Consider the following 13,898-nt stretch of genomic DNA (forward strand, 5'->3'; position numbering starts at 1 on the left):
AAGGTGCTGCTGAAACCGCAGCCCCGACCCCGAGAGACAACCAGCCAGAGGACGACATGAAATACGTGATCGGCGTCGACATCGGCACGCAGAGCACCAAGTGCCTGCTCGTCGGCATCGACGGCAAGGTGCATTCGCAGCACAGCATGGCCTACCAGCCGGAGACGCCGAAGCCCTTGTGGGCGCAGCAGGACTGCGAGGTGTGGTTCGACGCGGTGTGCGAGAGCGTGCGTGCCTGCGTGGCGAAGAGCGGCGTCGCGCCCTCCGACGTCGCCGCGATGTGCGTGAGCAGCCTCTACGGCGGCGCGGGCATCCCGGTCGACGAGGCCATGCGTCCGCTGCATCCGTGCCTGATCTGGATGGACCGCCGCGCCACTGCCGAGGTCGATGCGGTGAACGCCAGCGTCGACGTGCAGCGGCTGCAGGCCATCACCGGCAACGGCGTGGACAGCTACTACGGCTTCACCAAGATCCTGTGGATTCGCGAGCACCTGCCCGAGGTATGGGCGAAGACGCGCCACTTCCTGCCGCCCAACAGCTACATCAACTGGCGGTTCACGGGCGAGCTCGCCGTCGACCACAGCTCGGCCGGCAACATCGGCGGCGTGTACGACGCGGCGCGCCGGCAGTGGTCGGAGGAAGCGATGGGGATGCTCGGCATTCCGCCGAGCATGATGCCGCCGCGCCTGGTCGAATCCAGCGACGTGGTCGGCGGGCTGAGCGCCGGGTGGGCCGCGAAGCTGGGCCTTGCCGAGGGCATGCCGCTGATGGCCGGCGGCGTCGATGCGGCGGTCGCCACCTTCTGCGCGGGCGTCACCGGCAGCGGCGACCACGTGGCGATGATCGGCACCAGCATGTGCTGGGGCTTCGTGAGCCCCACGGTCGATGCGCGGCACAAGCTCATCACCATGCCGCACGTGTACCGCGGCGCGGACCGCAGCTACGTGTTCGGCGGCGCGATCACCGCGGGCGCCGCCGTCACCTGGTTCCGCGAGGCCTTCTGCCAGGCAGAGATCGCGGAGGCCGCGCGCACCGGCGAGGACGCGCATGCCCTCATCGAGCGCAACGCGGTCGACGTACCGCCCGGCGCCGAGGGCCTGGTGTTCCTGCCCTACCTCATGGGCGAGCGCAGCCCGATCTGGGACGCACAGGCCAAGGGCGCGTTCATCGGGCTTTCGCTCGCGCACAGCCGCGCGCATCTCTACCGCGCGGTGCTCGAAGGCGTGAGCTTCGCGCTGCAGCACAACATCGAGGCCGGGCGGCGCAGCGGCCAGCCGCTGGACGAGCGCCTGATCGTGGTCGGCGGCGCCGCGCACTCCGATCTCTGGATGCAGATCGTGGCCGACGTCACCGGCTACCCGGTGTTCACCATCGAGCAGGAAGTGGAAGCGGCGCTGGGCGCGGCGATGCTCGCGGCGCTCGGCGCCGGACTGGTCGATGCGGCGACCGCCGAACGCGGCTGGGTCACGCTGGTGGAACGCGCGCGGCCCGAGCCCCGGGCGCAGGCCGTGTACCGCGAGCGCTTCGAGATCTACAAATCGCTCTACCCCGCGCTGCGCGATGCGATGCAGCGGCTGACATGACGACCTCCTTCGACTTCTCCGGACGCCGCGCCCTCGTGACCGGCGCGAGCAGCGGCATCGGCCGCGCGGTGGCGGTGCGGCTCGCGCAGGCCGGCGCGCAAGTGACGGCCATCGGCCGCAACGCCGCGGCGCTGGCAGCGCTGCACGCCGAAGCCGGCTGCACGCCGCTGGTGCTCGACGTGGCCGACGCGCCAGCGCTGGAACGCGCGCTCGCGCCGCTTCCCGCCTTCGACCTCGTGGTGAACTGCGCCGGCATCGCGCTGCTCGAACCGGCCGCCGAGATGCAGGCCGGCACCTTCGACGCGGTGATGGCCGTCAACGCGCGCGCGGCGGCACTCGTGGCCTCGCGCTGCGGCAGGGCCATGATCGCGGCCGGCGTGCGCGGCAGCATCGTCAACGTGTCGAGCCAGGCCGCGCTGGTGGCGCTCGACGCGCACCTTTGCTACTGCGCCTCTAAGGCCGCGATGGACGCCGTCACGCGATCGCTGTGCCTGGAGTTCGGGCCGCACGGCATCCGCGTGAACAGCGTGAACCCGACCGTCACGCTCACGCCGATGGCCGAGCAGGCCTGGTCCGATCCGGCGAAGAGCGCGGCCGCAATGAAGAACATTCCGCTGGGCCGCTTCGCGCAGGTGGAGGAAGTGGTGGCGCCCATCCTCTTCCTGCTGGACGACGGCGCGTCGATGGTGAGCGGCGTGGCGCTGCCGGTGGACGGCGGCTACACCAGCGTCTGAGCCGGCGCGGCCTCAGGCGAGGCGGGTGCCGCCCCGGGGAGACGATTCGAGCATCGCGTCGAGGTTGCGCGTGATCTTCTGCTCGATCATTTCGCTGAAGCTGCTGAACAGGAAGCCCAGCGTCGCTTCGAGCTTGAAGGTGGTGTCGGTGACCTCGACGGTGCCGTCGATGCCGGCGCGCGTGAAGGTGGCGGTGTCGCGGCCGTCGCCCTGCGTGTAGACGCATTCGAGGCCGAACTCCTGCTCGGCCTGCTGGATCCACTTGCGCGCGACGACGCGCGCGCGTGCGATGCCCAGCGTGTGGTTGCGTTCGATATGGATGTCAGGCACCGCGATCTCCGGTCTTTTCGTGTTCAGGTTTGGTCTGGGTCTGGAGGATACCCGTCGCTGCCTGCAGGGCGACGCGGCGTTCCTCGGAAGTCGGCAGCTTCGCGATGCGCCGCACCTCGGCATAGAAGCGCGGCCAGTCGCGGCCTTCGCGCTCGAAGAGTTTCTCGAAGCTGGGCACGAGGTCGTCGTACGCGCCCTGCGCGCCGAAGGCCGCGTTGTTGGCGCGCGCCACCCAGGCGTCGTAGGCGTTCTGGCGCGGGCCGGACCAGCCGGCCTTCAGCTTCGCATAGCGCTCGCGGAAGTCGCCCATGGCGGCCTGCTTCATGGCCTCCACCTTCGTCCAGTCCCCGGCCTTGGCTTCGGGCGATTCATACACCTTCGTCAGCGCGCGGCGGGTGTCGAGCGCCAGCGCGCGGAACTCCTGGCGCTGCGTGTCGAACTGCGCGTACTCGCGACGCGCCGCGTCGCCGGCCTCGCGCTGCAGCCACATCGCGCCGCCGATGCGCTCGACCGCCGTGGCGTAGGACTCGTTGAAGACCGTGTCGCCCGCCACGTAGAGCACCTGGTGCGCGAGCTCGTGGAAGACGATGCGCGCGAGCTCGCCCTCGGGGTAGCCGATGAAGGTGGACAGCAGCGGATCGCCTCCGGCCCAGTTCATCCAGCCCAGCGTGGAGTACGCGGGCACCGGGTACACGGCCACTTCCAGGTCCTGCTTCTTCTGCTCCTCGGCTTCGGCCTTGGCCGCTTCCTCGCTGTAGTAGCCGCGATAGCCCACGCAGCCCGCCACCGGGAAGCACCAGCTCTTGAGCGTGAGCGAATAGGGCGGCGCCGCCACCACGTTCCACACGGCGGCGGGGCGGTGAAGGTCGGCGTACGACTTGTAGCTGGCGTTGTCGGGCAGGCCGAGTTCAGCGGATGCGAAGCGGCGGATGCGCTGCGTGAGCTCGAGCCTGGCCTTCAGCGCGGCCGACACCGACGGGTCGGCCAGCCACTCGGGCACCGGCTTGGCGGCCCGCATGATGCCGATGTGGCCGCTGGCGGACTGCCAGTAGTAGCCGAGGTCGGCGCAGCCGGTGAGCAGGAGCATCGAGCCGGCCAGCGCAAGGACCGGAAGGCCCGGAAGAAAGCGAAAGCGCCTCACACCTTCTCGACTTCGACCAGGCAGTCGTAGAAGGTCGGCCCGCGGCCGATGTCGGTCAGGCGCTGGCTGGTGAGCTCGTTGACGTTGGTGCCGTCCATGCCGAGCTTGCGCCACCAGATGCCCATGCCGTGCACCACGCCCTGGCGTGCGCGGCGCGAGATCTCGGCGCGGCAGCGGTGCTCGCCGCGCTTGTTGAACACGCGCACCGTGGCGCCGTCTTCGATGCCGCGCGCAGCGGCGTCGGCCTCGTGGATCTCCAGCAGCGGCTCGACCTCGATGGCGCGCAGGCTGGTCACGTTGACGAAGGTCGAGTTGAGGAAGTTGCGCGCCGGCGGCGAGATCATGGCCAGCGGGAACTCGGTCGAACTGCCTGCCGGCTCCCAGTTGGGTACGTGGTCGGGCAGGCCGTCCATGCCCATGGCCTGCAGGCGCTCGCTGAAGAACTCGCAGCGGCCCGAGGGCGTGGGGAAGCCGCCTTCGGCGAACGGCGCCTCGGGCAGCTTCAGGCTGCTGAAGCCCTGCGCGGTCAGCTCGGCGTAGTCGATGCTGCCTTCGGCGAAGGCGGTGCGGCACAGCGTCTCGTCCGAATCTGAGAAACAGGGCTCGGTGAAGCCCATGCGCTTCGCGAGCTCTCGGAACACCCATGCGTTGCTGCGGGCCTCGCCGCGCGGCGCGACGGCCGGGCGGTTCAGCAGCACGTCGGTGTGGCCGTAGCTGCAGTGGATGTCCCAGTGCTCCAGCTGCGTGGTGGCGGGCAAGAGGTAGTCGGCGTAGTCGGCGGTATCGGTGCGGAACTGCTCCAGCACCACGGTGAAGAGGTCTTCGCGCGCGAAGCCCGCCGCCACCTTGGCCGACTCGGGCGCCACCGCCACCGGGTTGCTGTTGTAGACCACGATGGCCTTCACGGGGTTGGCGGTGTCGAGCAGCGCGTCGCCGATGGTGCTCATGTTGACGGTGCGCGGCTTGCGCCCGGCGAGCAGGTCGGGGCGCTGCAGCGCGGCGCGGTCCACCGGGTAGTGGCCGGAGCTGCTCAGCAGCAGGCCGCCCGCGCGGTCGCGCCAGGCGCCCACCAGCGCCGGCAGGCAGGCGACGGCGCGGGCCGCGTTGCCGCCGCCGCGCACGCGCTGCATGCCGTAGTTCAGGCGGATGGCGGCCGGCTTCGTGGTGCCGTAGGCCTTGGCCAGCGAGACGATCTGCTCCTCGGGAATGCCGCAGACCTGCGCCGCGCGCGAGGGCGGCCACTGCAGCGCGCGCTCGCGCAGCCGCTCCCAGCCCAGGGTGTGATCCGCGATGTAGTCGTGGTCGAGCCAGTCGTGCACGATCAGCTCGTGCATCAGGGCCAGCGCCAGCGCGGCGTCGGTGCCCGGCAGCAGCGCGATGTGCTCGTCGCACTTGTCGGCGGTCTCGGTCTTGCGCGGGTCGATGCACACCAGCCGCGCGCCGGCGCGCTTGGCGGCCTGGGCGTGGCGCCAGAAATGCAGGTTGCTGGCGATGGAGTTGCTGCCCCAGATCAGGATCAGCTTCGCCTCGGCGAAGAACTCGATGCGCATGCCGACCTTGGCGCCCAGCGTGTGGACCATGGCCTCGCCGCCGGCCATGGAGCAGATCGTGCGGTCCAGCAGGCTGGCACCCAGCTTGTGGAAGAAGCGCCGGTCCATCGACTCGCCCTGGACAAGGCCCATGGTGCCCGCATAGCTATAGGGGACAATAGCTTCGGGTTTTCCCTGTAATACTTGAAGATTCGCGGCGATGTCGTCCAGGGCGGCATCCCAGCTCACCGGCTCGAACCGGCCGCTTCCCTTGGGGCCGACACGCTTGAGGGGCTGCACCAGCCGTTCCGCATGGTCGTTGCGCTCGATGTAGCGCGACACCTTGGTGCACAGCACCCCGCCCGTATGCGAATGGGCGGGGTTGCCCTGCAGCTTCACCGCAACGCCGTCCCTGACGGTGGTGACCAGCGCACAGGTGTCCGGGCAGTCGTGCGGGCAGGCGCCCAGCACTGTGGTGGTTGCGGGCTGGGAGGGCGCTTCTTCGAGCGAGGTATCCGGTGCGTGGGCCATCGGACAAGTCTAATTTGTGCGCGAGTCAGAGCGCAGGAGTGGGTTTTCGTCATGTTGTTGAATCGACGTCGTTTTTCTCTGGCCGCAGGCGCGGCTGCCACGCTGGGCGGCTTCGGCCTCGCCCGGGCGCAGGACACGCCGCTGGTGCTGGGCCAGTCGGCGGCCTTCACCGGGCCGGCGGCGCAGCTGGGCATCCAGTTCCACCAGGGCGCCAAGCTGTTCCTGGACCAGTACAACGCCCAGCCCGGCCGCCGCAACGTGGTCATCAAGAACCTGGACGACGGCTACGAGCCCGACCGCTGCGCGGCCAACACGCAGAAGCTGATCGAGGAGGACGTCTTCGCGCTCTTCGGCTACATCGGCACCCCGACCAGCCTGGCCGCGCTGCCGCTGGCGGTGAAGGACAAGGTGCCCTTCGTGGCGCCCTTCACCGGCGCGATGTCGCTGCGCGAGCCCTTCCAGAAGAACGTGTTCCACCTGCGCGCCTCGTACAACGACGAGACGGCGCTGATGGTCAAGCAGCTCACCCACCTGGGCCTGAAGAAGATCGCGGTCTTCTACCAGAACGACGCCTACGGCAAGGCCGGCCTCGACGGGGTGACGCTGGCGCTCGCCGAGCAGCAGCTCAAGCCGGCCGCGCTGGCCACGGTGGAGCGCAACTCGGCCGACGTGGCGCAGGCGGTGAAGACCATCGTCGCGGCCCGGCCCGACGCGGTGGTGCAGGTGGGCGCGTACAAGGCCTGCGCGGCCTTCATCCGCGAGTCGCGCAAGGCGGGCTACGGCGGCACCTTCTTCAACATGTCCTTCGTCGGCACGCAGGCGCTGGCCGACGAGCTGGGCAAGGACGGCGCCGGCGTGATGATCACGCAGGTGGTGCCCTCGCCCTACAACCAGGCCAACGCGCTGGCCCGCGAATTCGCCGAGGCGGCGCGCAAGGCCAACGGCGCCAGCATCAACTTCTCGAGCCTGGAGGGCTACCTCGCGGCGAAGGTGCTGGTGGAGGGCCTGCGCAAGGCACCGGGCAAGCCGACGCGCGAGGGCCTGATCGCCGGGCTGGAAAGCATCGACCGCCAGCAGTTCGGCGGCTTCGAGGTGTCGTTCTCGTCCAGGAACCACGTGGGCTCGAAGTTCGTCGAGCTCTCGATGCTGACGGGCGACGGCCGCGTCAGGACCTGAGGTTCTCCCCTCGAATACCGCGGAACCGGCTTCGCCGGGCCGCAGATATTGCCTTCTCGGCGGAGTTGGCGCAGTGACACGAGGTGCGCAAGGCCGGGAAGGGTCAAGCCGTCAGACCGTCCACCGCTTGGAACATGGCCTGGCGCGCCTGGCTCACGATCTGCCCACGCCAGGCGTCGGTGTCCGTGTAGAAAGCCTCCAGCATGCGCGCGCGGATGCCGTCGGCCAGGTCGGCCGGCGCGCCGGGGTGCTTGTGCAGCCAGTGGTCGGCGCGCAGCGCGCCGGTCACTTCGAGGATGGGCAGCGTGCCGTATTCGAGCGCGATGCCGGTGTACTCGGCCTGCGGGCACTCCTCGTACACCGAATCCCACATCAGCCCGCGCAGCAGCGCCGAGGTCGACGAACCGTCGTAGATGGAAGTGACGGGCGCCGCCGGCGTGCCCCACCATGCATTGGCGCGCGCATAGGCGGTCTTGTCGTCGCGGCCCGCGAAGATGCGCTCGCCCAGGCCGTTCGGACCCAGCCCAGTGTGCAGGTCGATCCACGCGATGCGCTTCGCGCGGCCCGCGTGGCGGCGCAGCACCTCGCGGACGGTCCTGTTGCTCCAGGTCGACGCCTTGCCGCCGTAGAACAGCCCGTCTTCGAACTGATACTGTCCGCTGGTCACCGCGGCCTGGTAGGCGGTGGTGCCGTGCTTGCCGATCCACTTGTCGATGGCCGCCTGGTTCTCGGGCGTGGGCGGCCACGTGGCGGGCAGCAGCAGCTCGTGCAGCTTCGCGTAGGCCCCGTTGACCGGCACCGGCTTCGAGAAGTCGATGAAGTTGCGGTTGAGGTCGACGTTCTCGTGCGTCACGCGCCGGCCGTGCGAGAAGCCATGCGGGTTGAGCGCATGCACGTACAGCACCGCCACGCCCTGGGCCTTCGCCTTCTCGCGCCACTCGGCGTCGTGCAGCGCGAACACCTGCACGCCGCTGCCGCAGTGGCCTTCGACGCCGTGGCAGGCACTGCTGACGACCAGCAGGTTCTGCGCGTCGGGGGCGCCGTCGAGCGCCACGTCCATCGAGAGCTCCTCGCCCTCGCGCCCCTTGAGCGGGTGCGCATGCGGCTCGACCGTGAGGCCGGCGCTCACGCAGCCCTGCAGGAATTTCTGGCGCGCCTGCGAATAGCGCGGCGAAAAGGCTTCGGCGATTCCGATCATGTGGCGCGGGACCTCTCTGGATGGATCAGGCGATCAGGCGTGAATCAGGCGACGGCGCGTCAGGCGGCGCTGCCGCCGGGCTTGAGGAACTGCTCCGCGATCTGCACCCAGCAGGTCGCACCCAGCGGGATCAGGTCGTCGTTGAAGTCGTAGCTGGCGTTGTGCAGCGTGCACGGGCCCTCGCCGTGGTGCACGTCGCGGTGCGAGCCGTCGCCGTTGCCGATGAAGGCGTAGGCGCCCGGCTTGGCCTGCAGCATGAAGGCGAAGTCTTCCGAGGTCATGGCGGCCTCCTGCTTCAGCACGTTCTCGGGGCCCACGACCCCGGCCATCACGCGGCGGGCGAAGTCGGCCTCGGCCTCGGTGTTGATGGTGGGCGGGTAGTAGCGCTCGAAGCGGAACTCGCAGGTGGCGTCGTGCGCGGCGCAGATGTGGTCGCAGATCTGCTTCATGCGCGCCTCGATCATGTCGAGCACCTCGATGGAGAAGGTGCGCACCGTGCCCGACAGCTCGCAGTTGTCGGGGATCACGTTGTTGGCTTCGCCGGCATGGATGGTGGTGACCGAGATCACCGCCGAATCGGTCGGCTTCATCTTGCGCGTGAGGATGGTCTGGAAGGCCTGCACGATCTCGCAGGCGATCGGCACCGGGTCGATGCCGGTCTGCGGCAGCGCCGCGTGGCCTCCCTTGCCCACCACGTTGACGAAGAACTTGTTGCCCGAGGCCATCACCGGGCCGGGGCTCACCGCGAACTGGCCGGCCTTCATGCCGGGCCAGTTGTGCATGCCGAAGACGGCATCCATCGGGAATTTCTCGAAGAGCCCTTCCTTGATCATCTCGCGGGCGCCGCCGCCGCCCTCTTCGGCCGGCTGGAAGATCAGGTAGACGGTGCCGTCGAAGTTGCGGTGCTTCGCGAGGTGCTGCGCCGCCGCGAGCAGCATGGCCGTGTGGCCGTCGTGGCCGCAGGCGTGCATCTTGCCGTGGTGCTTGCTGGCGTGGGCGAAGGTGTTGAGCTCGGTGACGGGCAGTGCGTCCATGTCGGCGCGCAGGCCGACGGCGCGGTTGCTGGTGCCGTTCTTGACGATGCCCACCACGCCGGTGGTGCCCAGGCCGCGGTGGATGGGGATGCCCCATTCGGTGAGCTTGCCTGCCACCACGTCGGCGGTGCGGACTTCTTCGAAGCAGAGTTCGGGGTGTGCGTGCAGGTCACGTCGGACGGCGGCGATGCCAGCCGCCTGCGTGACGATCGAGTCGATGAGTTTCATGGGGATAGACCGTCTCAAAACGCCAGTCTATCCACTCTGGCACCGAGAGGCACCTCGGAAGACACGCAGCCCGAGTGGCTGCAGGGGCCGTTCCCCGGTTCCTCAGTGCGCGCCGGTCCAGAAGCCCACGTGCGGCGCCGCGGCTTCCTGCTCGAGCAGCGGCCCGACCACCTCGACGCGCCGCTGCCCGCGCGCGAAGACTTCGCGGCACGGAAGCGAAAAGGTCGGGTTCTCGGGATGATCGCCGGTCAGGCCCAAAAGCGCGTGCTCGGAAAGCGCGTAGACCACGCGCCCGATGTTGGTCCAGTAGATCGCGCCCGCGCACATGCAGCAGGGCTCGGCGCTGGTGAAGAGCGTGCAGCGCGCGAGCTCCTCGGGGGTGAGCAGCTTCGCGGCCTGCGCGGCGGCCACCAGCTCGGCGTGCTGCGTGGGGTCGCCCTCGGGCGGCATCGAGTTGTTGCCCGCGGTGACGACGACCTCGCCGTGCTCGTTCGCCACCAGCGCGGCGAAGGGATGGCGCCCGCGCGCCTTCGATTCATCCGACAGGCGGATGGCCATGCGAAGCAGTTCGAGATCGCGCGGGGAGAGGTCGTCGGTGGTCATTTGCGCACGATAACCCGGTCGATCAGCGGCCGATGCTCTTGAGGTAGTCGGCGCGCGCGGCCAGCGCGGTGTCGGTGAAGTCGGTGAACACGCCGTCCACGCCGAGCTTGTAGTACACGCCGTATTCGTTCTTGCCGTCCTTGTTGTAGTCGGAGGCCAGGCGGCGCGACTCGTTGCGGAAGGTGAAGGGGTGCACGAAGAGGCCGGCCTTGTGCGCGTCGGCGATCAGCGAGGTGGGCGCCATGGAGGTGGCATCGGCGTCGTTGATCTTGCCGTCCTTGTTGACGTCCACCGGCTTGCCGTCCGCACCGATGGTGCCCTTGATGCTCACGATGTAGCGCTTCCAGGGGCCGATGCCGTCGGCGTAGGTCTTGATCTCGGCCAGGCCCGCGGGCGTGACCATGGCGTCGAAGTTGCGCTTGTCGCCGGCCTTGGTCCAGTCGTAGGGGCGGTCGCTGGGCACGGCGAAGGTCACGGCGCCGGTCTTCAGGTCGACGCTGTCGCCGTCGATCAGCTGGATGAGCCTGGTGTTCAGGCCCTTGCTCTTCATGTACTTGAGGCTGCCCGGCTCGAAGGACTGCACGTAGATGGGCGCGGTCTTGCTGTTCCAGCCGGCCGCGTTGATGGCGGCGATGACCTTGTCCTCCATCGGCAGGCCGAGGTCGCGGAAGTAGGTCGGGTTCTTCGTTTCGGGGTAGATGGCGATGGTGCGGCCGGTTTCCTTCGACTTGGCCTTGGCGAAGTCGATGATCTCCTGGAAGGTGACGACCTTGTACTTGCCGTTGAATTCCTGCGGGCGCTCGGCGTCGGTGGAGATGGCGCCCAGGGTCTTGATCTCGGCCAGCGTGAAGTCGTTGCTGAACCAGCCGGTCTGGGTCTCGCCGTCGACCTTGATGGTCTTCTTGCGCGAGGCGAAGCGGGGGTGCTTGGCCACGTCGGTGCTGATGGCGAGGTTGGGGTCGTGGCGGGCGATGAGCACGCCGTCCTTGGTGGAGATCAGGTCCATCTCGATCACGTCGGCGCCGAGCTCGATGGCGCGGGCATAGGCTTCGAGAGTCTCTTCCGGCAGATAGCCCGATGCACCACGATGGGCAATGACCAGCGGCGGGTTGCCGTCCAGCGTCAGCAGCTTGCTGCCGCCGCCGGAAGGTCCGGTGCTGCTGCAGGCGGCCAGTGCGAGGGCTGCGGTGGCGGTCAGGGCGATCTGAAGAGAGGTGCGCATGGTCGAGGTTCTCCGTCCGGAATGAAGAGGCGCAGGGTACCCGTTTCGCGTGACAGCTTCGACATCCGCGCACGCGCGGCGCCGACTTCCGGGAGAATGTGTTGCATGCCCCATACGCTTTCCCCCCAAAGCCTGCTGATGGCCCAGACGCTGGTGCGCATGAACACCGTCAGCGCCAACAGCAACCTCGAACTGATCGACTTCGCCCAGAGCCACCTCGCGGCCCTGGGCGTCAGGAGCCGCATCACCTACAACGCCGAACGCACCAAGGCGAACCTCTTCGCCACGCTGGGCGAGGGAAAGCCGGCCGGGGTGATCGTCTCGGGCCACACCGACACGGTGCCCTGGGACGGGCAGGACTGGAGCGTCGATCCGCTCTCGGCCGTGGTGCGCAACGAGCGCCTCTACGGGCGCGGCTCGGCCGACATGAAGAGCTTCATCGCCGTCGCGCTGTCGAACGCCAGGCGCTTCCTGGAGAGCGACTCGCCCTTCGCGGTGCACTTCGCCTTCAGCTACGAGGAGGAGATCGGCTGCTTCGGCGTGAAGGAGCTCATCGCCGACATGCGCGACACCGGCATCAAGCCCCTGGCCTGCATCGTGGGCGAACCCACCAGCATGGTGCCCGCCATCGCGCACAAGGGCGTGTACCGCTACAAGTGCTGCGTGCGCGGCAAGGAGGCGCACTCCTCGCTCACGCCGAAGTCGGTCAACGCCATCGAGATGGCTGCGCGCGTGATCGGCAAGGTGCGCGACATGGCCGAGGGCTTCGAGCGCAGCGAGCCGCGCTACGAGGGCTTCGACGTGCCCTTCAGCACCGCGAGCGTGGGCCAGTTCCACGGCGGCATCGCCGACAACGTGGTGCCGCGCGACGCCGAGTTCCGCTATGAATTCCGCGACCTTCCCACCGCCGACGCCGGGAAGATGCAGGCCGAGGTGGTCGCCTACGCGGGCAGCCTCGAGCCCGCGATGAAGAAGGTGGCGCCCGACGCGGGCTTCAGCTTCGAGACCATCTGCGAGATCCCCAGCTTCCTGGGCTCCGCCAACGACCCCATCACGCTGCTGGCCCAGCGCCTGGCGAGCGAGGAGCGCACCACGCTGGTGGCCTTCGGCACCGAAGCGGGTCTCTTCAAGAACGCCGGCATCCCCACCGTGGTGTGCGGCCCCGGCAGCATCGAGCAGGCGCACCAGCCCGACGAGTACGTGAGCCTCGAGCAACTCGCGCGCTGCGAGCTGTTCATGGAGCGCCTGGCATCCACGCCGAGCATTGGCTGAAGCCGGCAGCAACGACGACGCATCGCGGCGCATGAAGCGCGTCGCGCTCGGCCTGCTGTGCGCCGCCGCGCTGCTCTATGCGGTGGCGAGCGTGCTGCATGCGAGGCATCCGGCCTGGGGCTACGTGGCGGCCTTCGCCGAGGCCGCGATGGTGGGTGCCATCGCCGACTGGTTCGCGGTGGTGGCGCTGTTCCGCCATCCGCTGGGCCTGCCGATCCCGCACACGGCCATCATCCCGAGCAACAAGGACCGCATCGGCGCCAAGCTCGCGGGCTTCATCTGCGACAACTTCCTGAGCACCGCCCAGGTGCTCGGCAAGCTGCGGCAGTTCGACGCGGCCGGGCGCATCGCCGACTGGCTGGCCCGGCCCGCGAGCGGCGAGAAGCTCGGCGAATGGGGCGTGGCCGCGGCGCGCTACGGGCTCTCGGCCTTCGACGACGAGCGGGTGCGCGACTTCATGGGCCGCGCCGCCGCAGCCGGCCTCGCGAAGATCGACCTCTCGCGCCTGACCGGCCAGGCGCTCGACGCGCTCACCGCGGGCGGGCGCCACCAGGCGCTGCTCGACGACGTGCTGCAGCAGGTGGCCGGGCTGCTCGAAGGCGAGGAGGTGCAGGCGCACATCACCGAGGCGATCGCGCGCGAGATCAAGACGCTGCGCTACGTGGGCCTCGACCAGGTGGCTGCCAAGCTGGCCACGCGCAAGATCGTCGCGGCCGTGGCGCGCACCATCGGCGAGCTCGCGGCCGAGCCCGACCATCCGATGCGCAGGCGCTTCGACCATTTCGTCGACGACTTCGTGGTGCGCCTGAAGCTCGACCCCGAGTTCCAGCAGCGCGGCGAGCAGATCCGCGCCGAACTGGTCGCGCACCCCGCGCTGGGCGACTACCTGCACGGGCTGTGGGGCGAGCTGCTCGCGTGGCTGCACGACGACCTGGGCCGCGGCGATTCGGCCATCCGCCAGCGCATCGCATCGATGGCGGGCGCACTGGGCGCGCGGCTGCAGGGGGACGAGGCCATCCGCCGCTGGATCAACGAGCAGATCGAGGCGGCCGCGCCGCTGGCCGTCGAGCGCTACCGCGAGGACATCCGCCGCTACATCGAGGAGCGCGTGGGCGAGTGGAACGCGCAGGAGATGACGGTCGAGCTCGAACGCCACATCGGGCGCGACCTGCAGTTCATCCGCATCAACGGCACGCTGGTGGGCGGGCTGGTGGGGCTGCTGATCCACACGGCGACGCAGCTCCTGCGCGGCTGAGCCTGTGCCGAGCCCCGGCAGAAGGCCGCGGGTAATCCACAGCGGACGAAAGTCCGCATCCT

Annotated in this window: 12 protein-coding genes; 5 read left to right on the plus strand and 7 right to left on the minus strand. The window is 69.2% G+C overall.

Annotated features, from left to right (window positions below; genetic code table 11):
- Positions 1-56 precede the first annotated feature (56 nt).
- Both ACTJLF_RS15685 and ACTJLF_RS15690 read left to right on the plus strand, forming a co-directional pair.
- Positions 57-1,583, plus strand: coding sequence for an FGGY-family carbohydrate kinase (locus ACTJLF_RS15685; protein ID WP_440883407.1), 1,527 nt, complete (start codon positions 57-59; stop codon positions 1,581-1,583).
- The gene (locus ACTJLF_RS15690; protein ID WP_440883408.1) at positions 1,580-2,317 is read left to right on the plus strand and encodes an SDR family oxidoreductase; all 738 of its coding nucleotides are present in this window, start codon (positions 1,580-1,582) and stop codon (positions 2,315-2,317) included. Before ACTJLF_RS15685 ends, ACTJLF_RS15690 begins: the two co-directional genes overlap by 4 nt.
- Positions 2,318-2,329: 12 nt before the next feature.
- On the opposite strand, the gene ACTJLF_RS15695 is transcribed toward ACTJLF_RS15690, so the two are convergent.
- The 3 genes from ACTJLF_RS15695 to ACTJLF_RS15705 are packed head-to-tail and all read right to left on the minus strand — an operon-like array spanning position 2,330 to position 5,848.
- Complete coding sequence (locus tag ACTJLF_RS15695) at positions 2,330-2,647, minus strand: polyhydroxyalkanoic acid system family protein (RefSeq protein ID WP_019655477.1); 318 nt, start codon at positions 2,645-2,647, stop codon at positions 2,330-2,332.
- Complete coding sequence (locus tag ACTJLF_RS15700) at positions 2,640-3,734, minus strand: aminopeptidase (RefSeq protein WP_440883409.1); 1,095 nt, start codon at positions 3,732-3,734, stop codon at positions 2,640-2,642. Before ACTJLF_RS15700 ends, ACTJLF_RS15695 begins: the two co-directional genes overlap by 8 nt.
- A 50-nt stretch (positions 3,735-3,784) precedes the next feature.
- Positions 3,785-5,848 (minus strand): molybdopterin-containing oxidoreductase family protein, encoded by a 2,064-nt coding sequence (locus ACTJLF_RS15705; protein WP_440883410.1) that lies wholly within the window; start codon positions 5,846-5,848, stop codon positions 3,785-3,787.
- A gap of 51 nt (positions 5,849-5,899) precedes the next feature.
- On the opposite strand from ACTJLF_RS15705, the gene ACTJLF_RS15710 reads away from it, so the two are divergent.
- The gene (locus ACTJLF_RS15710; RefSeq protein ID WP_164713502.1) at positions 5,900-7,024 is read left to right on the plus strand and encodes an ABC transporter substrate-binding protein; all 1,125 of its coding nucleotides are present in this window, start codon (positions 5,900-5,902) and stop codon (positions 7,022-7,024) included.
- A gap of 103 nt (positions 7,025-7,127) precedes the next feature.
- Here ACTJLF_RS15710 and ACTJLF_RS15715 read toward each other — a convergent pair whose 3' ends face one another.
- From ACTJLF_RS15715 to ACTJLF_RS15730, 4 genes are all read right to left on the minus strand, one after another.
- A complete protein-coding gene (locus ACTJLF_RS15715) occupies positions 7,128-8,222 on the minus strand; it encodes a M14 family metallopeptidase (protein WP_440883411.1) in 1,095 nt (364 codons plus the stop codon).
- Between the two features lie 59 nt (positions 8,223-8,281).
- Positions 8,282-9,484 carry a M20 aminoacylase family protein gene (locus tag ACTJLF_RS15720; RefSeq protein ID WP_019655472.1) on the minus strand — a complete coding sequence of 401 codons (1,203 nt, stop codon included), beginning with the start codon at positions 9,482-9,484 and terminating at the stop codon, positions 8,282-8,284.
- Positions 9,485-9,586: 102 nt separating this feature from the next.
- Entirely contained in the window at positions 9,587-10,087 is a 501-nt protein-coding gene (locus ACTJLF_RS15725) for a nucleoside deaminase (protein ID WP_019655471.1), read from the minus strand.
- 22 nt (positions 10,088-10,109) lie between these two features.
- Positions 10,110-11,309, minus strand: coding sequence for a glycerophosphodiester phosphodiesterase (locus tag ACTJLF_RS15730; protein WP_132751938.1), 1,200 nt, complete (start codon positions 11,307-11,309; stop codon positions 10,110-10,112).
- Positions 11,310-11,414: 105 nt separating this feature from the next.
- Between ACTJLF_RS15730 and argE the strand changes: the two genes are divergently transcribed.
- Positions 11,415-12,581: an acetylornithine deacetylase gene (argE, locus tag ACTJLF_RS15735; RefSeq protein WP_440883412.1), complete on the plus strand. Its 1,167-nt coding sequence runs from the start codon at positions 11,415-11,417 to the stop codon at positions 12,579-12,581.
- On the plus strand, positions 12,574-13,836 hold the full coding sequence (locus ACTJLF_RS15740) for a DUF445 domain-containing protein (protein WP_440883413.1): 1,263 nt from the start codon (positions 12,574-12,576) through the stop codon (positions 13,834-13,836). Before argE ends, ACTJLF_RS15740 begins: the two co-directional genes overlap by 8 nt.
- Positions 13,837-13,898: the final 62 nt, after the last annotated feature.

This window comes from Variovorax sp. 22077 (assembly GCF_052044195.1).
GTDB classification, from domain to species: Bacteria; Pseudomonadota; Gammaproteobacteria; order Burkholderiales; family Burkholderiaceae_C; genus Variovorax; species Variovorax atrisoli.